The organism is Polaromonas sp. (assembly GCF_030682935.1).
Lineage (GTDB): Bacteria > Pseudomonadota > Gammaproteobacteria > Burkholderiales > Burkholderiaceae_C > Polaromonas.
The window spans coordinates 1-3077 of sequence record NZ_JAUXNA010000392.1; the positions used below are offsets into that span (position 1 = coordinate 1).

Genomic DNA, 3077 nt, shown 5'->3' on the forward strand with positions numbered 1-3077 from the left:
GGCAGCCCGCGGAATCAAGGCGGCTTCACCGCCCAAGGCGAGCCCAACGACTTCAAGGTGCTCAAAGCCGGGCACACCGCAGCCCATGTGCAGTGGACGATCAGCGGCGTCCATAACCAGCTCAACGCCCTGGCGGCTATCGCGGCGGCCGAGCATGTGGGCGTCGCCCCCGAACTGGCCGCGCAGGCGCTGGCCGGCTTCCAGAACGTCAAACGCCGCATGGAAGTGCGCGGCGTGGTCCCCTTTGGCCAGGGCGCCATCACGGTGTACGACGATTTCGCCCATCACCCGACCGCCATCCACACCACCGTCGATGGCCTGCGCCGCCAGCTCAACGGCGCAGGAAAAGGCACTGCGCGCATCCTCGCCATCTTCGAGCCGCGCAGCAACACCATGAAGCTGGGCACCATGACCGCGCAACTGCCCTGGAGCCTGGAGCAGGCTGACCTGGCGTTTTGCCACGCCGGCGGGCTGGACTGGGACGCCGCCACCGCCTTGGCCTCCATGGGCGAAAAGGCGCAAGTAGCCAACACGCTTGACCAGTTGGTGAGCCAAGTCAAGGCGGCCGCCAAGCCAGGCGACCACTTGCTGTGCATGAGCAATGGAGGGTTTGGCGGAATTCACGCCAAACTACTCGAAGCGCTCCGGGATTGACGTTGTTTCCTGGGGAGCCCGGACCGAAAAATGCTATAAATTTAATAGCTACTCAATGCCTACCTGCCTGGGATAGAGGTCAAAAATATCAAATAATTTGATCCATTCAGCCTGCAGACCCCAGCTTGAGCTGCAGCGGCGATGGTCCCTGCCAGCCGCCACTGTGCCCATCCCGCTGCCCGCTGGCGAGCGACTCATTCAGTAACTGATGCTGAGCGAATCCGCATCAATATGCACCACCGGCTTGGCCAGCGCGGCACTGGCTGCGCGGGCAAAATCCTGCGCCCATTGGGCATCTGCGAACCCGGCCGGCCCAGCAGCTTGGGCCACCACCACCACCTTGTCGGCCATCAGCAGCTTGCCGGTGGGCCGCAGCGGCTCACACCCCATCTGGGTGAACTGTTCATCGAGCCACTTGCGTGCGCTCTCGTGCGGCAGGGGCTGCACTTCATTGAGGTCGATACGCACGGGGGGGCCGTCTCTGAATGTCACGCTAACTTCGCTGTGCATGGCTTGCTCCTGATGGGGTGAATGATGAAATGCTGGCGCCAATTTCGGCGGCTTGGGGTGTCGAAAATTCGCAGCAGAACCTTATTTTGCCCTGCGCGCCAGCACAGCGGCAGACAAGGACTCCAGCACCGTCAGGGAATCGTCCCAGCCCAGGCAAGCGTCGGTGATGCTCTTGCCGTATTCCAGCGCCGCGGCGTCGTCCTTGCCCGCCGTGAACTTTTGCGCACCGGAATGCAGGTGGCTTTCGACCATGAGGCCAAACACCTGGCGCGAGCCGCCAGCCACCTGGGCCGCAATGTCGCGGGCCACGTCCACCTGCTTTTCGTACTGCTTGGCGCTGTTGGCATGGCTGCAATCGACCATCAGGGTCGCGGGCAATTTGGCCGCCTCAAGCTCCTTGCAGGCTGCGGCCACACTGACAGCATCGTAATTGGGTGTCTTTCCACCGCGCAAAATGACGTGGCAGTCCTTGTTGCCCTTGGTTTGCACCACCGCGACCTGGCCGTTTTTGTGCACCGACAAAAAGTGGTGGCCGCGTGCCGCTGCCTGGATCGCGTCGGTGGCAATGCGGATGTTGCCATCGGTGCCGTTTTTAAAGCCAATCGGTGCCGACAAGCCGGAAGCCAGCTCGCGGTGCACCTGGCTTTCGGTGGTGCGTGCGCCAATGGCGCCCCAGGAGATCAGGTCGCCGATGTACTGCGGGGAAATGACATCCAGAAACTCGCTGCCGGCCGGCAGTCCGAGGCGGTTGATCTCGATCAGCAACTGGCGCGCAATGCGCAGGCCTTCGTCGATCCGGTAGCTCTCATCAAGGTAGGGGTCATTGATCAGCCCTTTCCAGCCGACGGTGGTACGTGGTTTTTCAAAGTACACGCGCATCACGATTTCGAGCGTACCGGCGTACTTCTTGCGCTGCTCGGCCAGGCGGCGCGCGTACTCCACGGCGGCGACGGGGTCGTGGATGGAACACGGGCCAATCACCACCAGCAGGCGGTCATCCTTGCCCGCGATGATGTTGTGAATGCTTTTGCGGGTCTGGGTGATCAGCGACTCAACCGCCGTGCCGCGAATCGGGAAAAAGCGGATTAAATGCTCGGGTGGAGGTAGCACGGTGATGTCCTTGATGCGTTCGTCGTCGGTCTGGCTGGTTTTTTCGACGCTCGCATACCAGCCTTCAGGGGCGGGGCTGGCAGAGATGGCTTTGGCATTCATCGCAGGCTTCCTTTTTAGATTTCAGACAAGTTCAAAGAATCAGCAAAAAATTGAAGAGGCAAAAAAAAACCGCCGGGCGTCCGGCGGTTTTTGGAGATTTGTTGCGTTTTTTTGGGTTACGCGAAAGTCTCTCTACCGCCGGAGGCGCTTGAGAACCAAAAGTAACCGAAATGAAATTTCGCTAAATTCATACTTTTAATATAGCACAGGTCAACAAAACACCCCCGCAAAGCGGCTCAGGCGGTGCCGCCCACCGTCAGCCCGTCAATGCGCAAAGTGGGCTGGCCCACGCCCACGGGAACGCTCTGGCCTTCCTTGCCACAGGTGCCGACGCCGCTGTCGAGCTGCATGTCATTGCCCATCATGGTGACGCGGGTCAGCGCGTCCGGGCCGTTACCAACAATGGTGGCGCCCTTGACGGGGTAGAGGATTTTGCCGTTTTCAACCCAGAACGCTTCACTGGCCGAAAACACGAACTTGCCTGAGGTGATGTCGACCTGGCCGCCGGCAAAGTTGGTCGCGTACAGGCCTTTTTTGATGCTCGCCACAATTTCCTCGGGCGCCTTGTCGCCGCCCAGCATGTAGGTGTTGGTCATGCGCGGCATGGGCATATGGGCGTAGCTTTCGCGGCGGCCGTTGCCCGTGGGTTTGACCTTCATCAGGCGCGCATTGAGCGAATCCTGGATGTAGCCCTTCAGGAT

The 3077-nt window shown here is 60.7% G+C and carries 4 protein-coding genes; 1 reads left to right on the forward strand and 3 read right to left on the reverse strand.

Features of this window, described 5'->3' with window-relative positions; genetic code table 11:
* Nucleotides 1-654 (forward strand): glutamate ligase domain-containing protein (locus Q8K05_RS18210; protein ID WP_305248062.1); only part of this gene is annotated, 654 nt, incomplete at its 5' end.
* Nucleotides 655-852: 198 nt separating this feature from the next.
* On the opposite strand, the gene Q8K05_RS18215 is transcribed toward Q8K05_RS18210, so the two are convergent.
* From Q8K05_RS18215 to Q8K05_RS18225, 3 genes are all read right to left on the reverse strand, one after another.
* The gene (locus Q8K05_RS18215) at nt 853-1164 is read right to left on the reverse strand and encodes a hypothetical protein (RefSeq protein ID WP_305248064.1); all 312 of its coding nucleotides are present in this window, start codon (nt 1162-1164) and stop codon (nt 853-855) included.
* An 81-nt stretch (nt 1165-1245) separates the two neighbouring features.
* The gene (locus tag Q8K05_RS18220; RefSeq protein ID WP_305248065.1) at nt 1246-2376 is read right to left on the reverse strand and encodes a 3-deoxy-7-phosphoheptulonate synthase; all 1131 of its coding nucleotides are present in this window, start codon (nt 2374-2376) and stop codon (nt 1246-1248) included.
* Between the two features lie 236 nt (nt 2377-2612).
* Nucleotides 2613-3077, reverse strand: a 465-nt coding sequence (locus Q8K05_RS18225) for a metallopeptidase TldD-related protein (RefSeq protein WP_305248067.1), incomplete at its 5' end; no start/stop codon positions are given.

Coding starts and splice junctions, on each gene's coding strand:
- Q8K05_RS18220 (WP_305248065.1), bottom strand. CDS start 2,376: ATGAATGCCAAAGCCATCTCTGCCAGCCCCGCCCCTGAAGGCTGGTAT.
- Q8K05_RS18215 (WP_305248064.1), bottom strand. CDS start 1,164: ATGCACAGCGAAGTTAGCGTGACATTCAGAGACGGCCCCCCCGTGCGT.